The following is a 5055-nucleotide window of genomic DNA, read 5'->3' on the forward strand; positions in this document are numbered from 1 at the left end:
GGTTATGAAATAAAGGAAGGGAGCTTTAATCCAGTAGGACAGAAGGTAGTCTTACATCGTCCTAAAGAAATGACTCCCAACCGGGTACCGGAACTATGGCCGGAGGATATTATAAAATTTAACAGCTATAATACTCGTAAGGAAGAGCTTAACAATTTAGTGGAAAAAATAAAATATAATATTGAAGTCGATGGCCTCTCACCAAGTAGAGATATTTTAGTTATTGCTTTAGGAGAGAGTAGAGAAGCATATAATCTAAAAGTCAGAGCTGCTAAAAGGCTCAATAAAGAAGGATTTGATATTTATATTCCTAAAGCACTGAAAAATAATATTTTTTATCCCAAATTTCCTAATGAAGATAGAAATAAATTTTGGAATGAGGGTGGAGTTACCTTTACAACTACTTACAGAGCCAAGGGTAATGAAGCTTATATGGTCTATGTAATTGGTCTGGATAAAATTGCAGAAGATGAAAGCAATTTTGCCTTAAGAAACCAATTGTTTGTAGCTCTAAGCAGAACTAAAGGTTGGTTAGAAGTCAGTGGTATTGGTGATTTCCCGATGTATGATGAATTTAGAAAAGTTATTAAAAGTGGTAATACTTTTGAATTTATCTTTCAGAGGCCGCTATTAGAAAAGAATGAAAAGAAAAAAGAAGTTTATTAAATAATTATATTGGAGAGATGATATATGCAGGATATTGTAAAAAATGGATTAAATCTTTTTAAATATTTAGAAGAAGTCATTCGATTGAGTTATAAGGTAACCTATAATGTTGATAACTACAACAACCTTTTATTATACGAATATCAGTTTCAGTCTGAAGAATTTATTACTATAGAAAAAGAAACAGAATTATCTCCTCCAGTAATAACAATTAAGAGGCCAGATGAGCCAGAGAGACCGGAAATACCAGAAATATTAAAAGGATGGATTGAATTTGAAGAAAATGATAAATACATTCTGCCAACTAAAATAAATAAAAAATCTGTTGTTAATGAAACTGGAGAGGAAGAAGAGATATATTTTTCTGATGAGGATCAAAGAATTGAAAGCTATCAGAAGTATGTAAATAAATTAGAAAATTGGTTAGAAGAAATTGAGCCGGTTTTAAAAATCAGAGATATTTATAATAAGTTATTCCAGGAAAGAAAAGCTCTGGATTATCAAGATAATATTGAGTTTGTAGTTGGTTATGGTTTAATGCAGTGGCAGAAGGATAATTCATTCCTCAATTATCCAGTTATTACCCACAATATGACTATTAATTATGATGGTAAATCAAATGAAATAAAAATTACATATCCAGATGATGCAAGCTGGATGTTACAGGACGAGCAACTTTCAGAATTTACATCTATGTCAGAAAGAGAAAGTATAAAAAAGGTCTTCAATGAATTAGTAAGTTCAGATCCTACTGAAGAGGGATTTCTTGATTTATTATATTTTTTAAAAGGACTGGCTCCAGGTGCGGAAGTCAAAAAAATAGACAAATTAGATTCAGCTAAGATTAGTCAGGATTTAAAAATTTTTGACGGCTGGCTTTTATTTACCCGCAAAAAAACAATTGTTGAACAGATAAAGGATATTGATGAATTTAAAAAGGAAATAAAAAATGCTTCAGCTATTGATAATCCAATTTTAGAACAAATTTTAACTCCACCGGAAGATAAAAAAATTGATCACAGTCAAATTGATACCCACACCGAGTGGGACAGCACTTTGGATAAGAAGGTCTTATTTCCTAAGAAAATCAACCAAGAACAGGTACGAATTTTAGATTATCTGCAGCAGAGTCAGGGAGTTGTAGTCCAGGGACCTCCTGGTACTGGTAAAAGTCACACGATTGCCAATCTTGTCTCTCATTTTGTCGCCAGTGGGAAAAGAGTATTAGTGACCAGTGAAAAAGAACAGGCTTTAAGAGTGTTATCTGATATGCTGCCTGATGCTGTTGAAAAATTAAGTATGACTGTTTTATCAAATGATGATGACAGGATTAAGAGGCTGGAAAGAGTAATAGATAATATCACTAATATAGTTTCCAACTCATCTGAAGCCCAATTATTTGAAAAGAGATCAAATCTGGAAAAATCATTTGAACATAAAAGAAAGAAATTAGAGTCTATCAAAGCAGATATGAAAAAATTATCTAATGCTGATAAGGCAGTATTTATAGAACCAATGGATAAAGAATTATATCCAGCTGATGCTCAGAGATTTGTTAAAAATGAAGAACATAAATATGAATGGTTTAATGATTTTCCTGCCTATGAAATAGAAGAAAAAAGAACTAAATTTGAAGAGATCATAAAACTACATTCGACAAATATTCCTTCAGCTGAAAGTCTCAGTGAAGCTTTAAAAATTAGAAAAGATATTGAAGATAATCTGGAAGATTTGGTAAATTATAAGCTACCTGATCTAAATCAAATAATAACCAAAGCAGAATTTGAAAAGATTGCAGAAAACAAGTATGAAATTGCAAAAAAAGAAGCAGATATTAATAAATATTTTGAGGGCTTAGAGTTAAAAAATAATTTAGATGATTTAAAAGAAGCATATAATTTTACTCAAGAAGTAAATGAGATTTATTCTGATATTGAAGAAAGCTGGGCTCTGGAGTTTATTGAAAACAATAAAAAAGAGATGGATAATATTGAAATAAGTTTAAAAAAAATAAATGAGTTAAATAATAAAATGCAAAAAGAGGCAGAAAAATTAAGTTTTACAGATAATATAGAGCTTAATGATAAATATGATTACGAGAGTTATCAGAAGTTTATTGATCAGGCTCTTGAGAGAGTTGATAATGATAAAAATCCCTGGAATACCCTAAGTTTATTTGGTTTACTTGATAAAGGACAAAAAGAGGCTATTAAATCTGTCCGTTTAAATCAAGAACTTCCAGAAACAAAAGAAGGTTGGGAAAAGATTAAAGCATATATTGAAAGCAAAATTATTCAAAAAGAACTTATTGTCAAATGGGATAATTTTGCTGCTAATTTTATAGATAATAATTTGCCTGAAATAAAAATAGAAGACAAGGCGAAAAAAGTGAATTCAATTGTTAACAAAATTGTTAATGCCTTTAACTATAATAAATCCTTAAAAAATCAATTAAAAATGAAATTAAATAAAGTGATCTATGGTTCTGGAAAAATAATTCTAAATAATCTAGAAAAAGAATTTACAAATATATTAGAGGTTTTAGAGCTTAAAATAGATAATTTAAAGTTGAATCAGGCTGATGATAAATATAGCAAGCAAAAAGAATATTTATTGAAATTTAAAAATAAAAATGTTCATCCTACAGCTTTAAAATTGTTTGAAATCTTAGAAAAAGATTTTGCAGAATTCAGAGATCATGTAGATAGCTGGGGAGAACATTATAATCAATTAGTTAAATTAGATAAGGCTCAAAAAAAGCTGCAGGAAATGAAAAGTTATTTAGAGATTCTTAAAAAAGAAGCTTTTCGCTGGTATCAGGATTGGTTAGATTCTGAAATTGATTCTAATGAGCTTAAACCAGATAACTGGAAAGAAGCCTGGAAATTTAATATTCTAAAATCTTATCTAAAAGATATAGCAGATAAAAATGAGAAAATGTCTAAATTAGAAGCTGAACTTAAAGAAAATCAGGATAAGATTAGAGAATTAAAAGAAGACATTGTGGAAGTGACTACCAAAATTAGTTTGATCAATAATATTACTCAAAAGAATATAGGGGCCTTAAAAAGCTGGAAAAGTATGGTCAAAAAAATTGGAAAGGGTTATGGTAAATATGCCAGTAAATATGCTGCCAAAGCCCGTAAATATATGAAAGAAGCTAGAGATTCTGTACCTGCCTGGATAATGCCTGTCTATAAGGTTTCTGAGACAACAGTGAAAAAAATGTCAACTTTTGATGTTGTCATTATTGATGAGGCAAGTCAATCTAATGTAACTAGTTTACTGGCCCTTTTGCGAGCTAAAAAAGCAATTATTGTTGGAGATGAAAAACAGATTACTCCTTCTGCAGTAGGTAGAGATAAGCAGAAAGTTTTAGATTATATTACTCGTTATTTAGGTGATATTCCTTTTAGTGATAACTTTGACTTAGAAACTAGTATTTTTGAGTTAGCAGAAATATTTTTTGGGACAAAGAAATTGATGTTAAAAGAACATTTTAGATGTTTACCTGAGATTATATCTTTTAACAATGATCTTTTTTATCAGAATAAAATAATCCCATTAAGAAATCCGGCTCAGAGCGAAAAATTAGAGCCTGTTTTAGAAAATGTTTATGTAAAAGATGGTTATAGAAAAAATAAAGTTAATAAAGTAGAGGCAGAAGCAATTTGTAAAAAAATAGCAGAGTTAATAAAAAAAGATAAATATCGAGATAAAACCTTTGGTGTTATCTCTTTAACCGGAAGAGATCAGGCCAAACATATCTATAATTTAATTGATAATTATATTAGCACCAAAAAGCAGGAGAAAATAAGATTCCATGCTGGTGATGCTTATGATTTTCAGGGTGATGAAAGAGATATAATTATTTTATCAATGGTTGTTGGTGGTCAGGATGATAATTATAGAGCTCTCTCCGGTAAAACCTATGAACAGCGAATTAATGTTGCTACCAGCCGCGCTAAAGATAAATTAATTCTATTCCATTCTGTGCAATTGGGAACTGATCTTAGCAATTCGGATGATCTGCGCTATAAATTATTAAATTATATTAAAAATGGTGTAACAGAAAAAGATTTAGATGAAAATAAAAAGAAAAAATGTGATTCTGTATTTGAAGAAGATGTCTATGACTGGTTAACTGAACGCGGATATGAAGTTACACCTCAGGTAGAAGTAGGTGCTTATAGAATTGATCTGGTTGTTGAAGGAGAAAACAACAGGCTGGCTGTAGAGTGTGATGGTGACCGCTGGCATCCACCGGAACAATGGTGGGCTGATAAAATGCGTCAGCATCAATTAGAAAGAGTTGGCTGGACCTTCTGGCGCGTATCAGGTTCTGCTTTTTATAATGATCCAGACCAGGCAATGAGTTCTGTAATTAAA

General features: G+C 30.6%; 2 protein-coding genes. Both read left to right on the forward strand.

Annotated elements, in window-relative coordinates:
* Window positions 1-666: ATP-binding domain-containing protein (locus CI949_RS16685; protein WP_290768403.1), on the forward strand; the 666-nt coding region annotated here is incomplete at its 5' end.
* 24 nt (window positions 667-690) lie between these two features.
* On the forward strand, window positions 691-5055 hold a 4365-nt coding region (locus tag CI949_RS16690), incomplete at its 3' end, for an AAA domain-containing protein (RefSeq protein ID WP_290768405.1).

The organism is Halanaerobium sp. (assembly GCF_003070835.1).